The 1,052-nt window shown below is 61.0% G+C and carries 1 protein-coding gene; it reads right to left on the bottom strand.

Annotated features, from left to right (window positions below):
• Positions 1 to 10: 10 nt before the first annotated feature.
• Positions 11 to 959, bottom strand: a protein-coding gene (locus FJ527_RS29210) for an IS630 family transposase (RefSeq protein WP_140824702.1) whose coding sequence is annotated in 2 segments (ribosomal slippage) — positions 11 to 622 and positions 624 to 959 — 948 coding nt in all. Because the reading frame shifts where the segments join, the coding sequence is not laid out codon by codon here.
• Between the last annotated feature and the right edge of the window lie 93 nt (positions 960 to 1,052).

The raw sequence follows: 1,052 nt of genomic DNA, 5'->3' as shown, positions 1-1,052 counted from the left end.
CTAGAGTCTTTCATGTTTTGATGGCAGCGTATCCAGCATTCGCGAAGTAGTTGCCGCATTCTTCAGGCTCGATCGTTGCGACGAGGTGGCCGATGTGGCGCCACGTGTCCTCGACGGTTCGTTTCTGCGCTTGGCGCATCCAGTGTTTGATCTTGGCGAAGGCCTGCTCGATGGGATTGAAATCCGGGGAGTAGGGCGGCAGGTACCAAAGCCTTGCGCCTGCAGCCTTGATCATCTGCCTGATGGCCGCCGACTTATGGCTTCCAAGATTGTCCATGATGACGATATCGCCGGGCTTGAGCACACTGATGAGTTGCTGCTCGACATAGGCGCGGAAGCATTGGCCGTTGATCGGTCCGTCGAAGACGCAAGGTGCCGCGAGCCGATCCCAGCGCAGCGCACCGAGGAAAGTCAGCGTGCGCCAGTGGCCATGCGGAGCCAGGCCGCGCAGTCGCTTGCCCTTGGCCCCCCAACCGCGCAGCGGGGCCATGTTGGTCTTGATCCAGGTCTCGTCGATGAAGACGAGGCACTGCGGATCCAGGCCAGGCTGCCAGGCTCGCCACCGCTGTCGCCTGCGGGCAACATCAGCGCGCGCCTGCTCAAGGGCGAACAGCGTTTTTTTTGAAGCTCAGCCCCTCGCGGCGCAGGAACTGCCACACTGCGTTGTGCGAAACCGTGACCCCGCGACCGGCCAGTTCATCCTTAAGGCCGTGCAACGTCAGATGCGGCGTCTCACGCATGCGCGCCTCGATGAAGGCACGGTGTGGCTCCAGCACTCTCTTGCGATGTCCACCCATCTTGCCAGGCGCTATCGAACCGGTCGCCTGATGGCGCTGCAACAACTTCACTGCCGTCGAATTCGCGATACCGAACCGCTTGGCGGCCGACCGGCGGCTCTCGCCACTCAAAACCGCCGCCACAACCCGCTCGCGAAGATCCTCGGAAAGAGGTCGAACCATCTGATGCTGGCCTCCAATCCAGCCAGCATCTTGAATCACAAATCCAACCGAGCGGGAATCCCTTCCGATTCTATCAAGCGATGAACCGCTCTA

The sequence above is a fragment of the Mesorhizobium sp. B2-4-18 genome (assembly GCF_006441385.1).
Taxonomy (GTDB): domain Bacteria; phylum Pseudomonadota; class Alphaproteobacteria; order Rhizobiales; family Rhizobiaceae; genus Mesorhizobium; species Mesorhizobium australicum.
The sequence above is the reverse complement of the archived record's forward strand: the minus strand, read 5'-3'. Positions and strand labels throughout refer to the sequence as shown.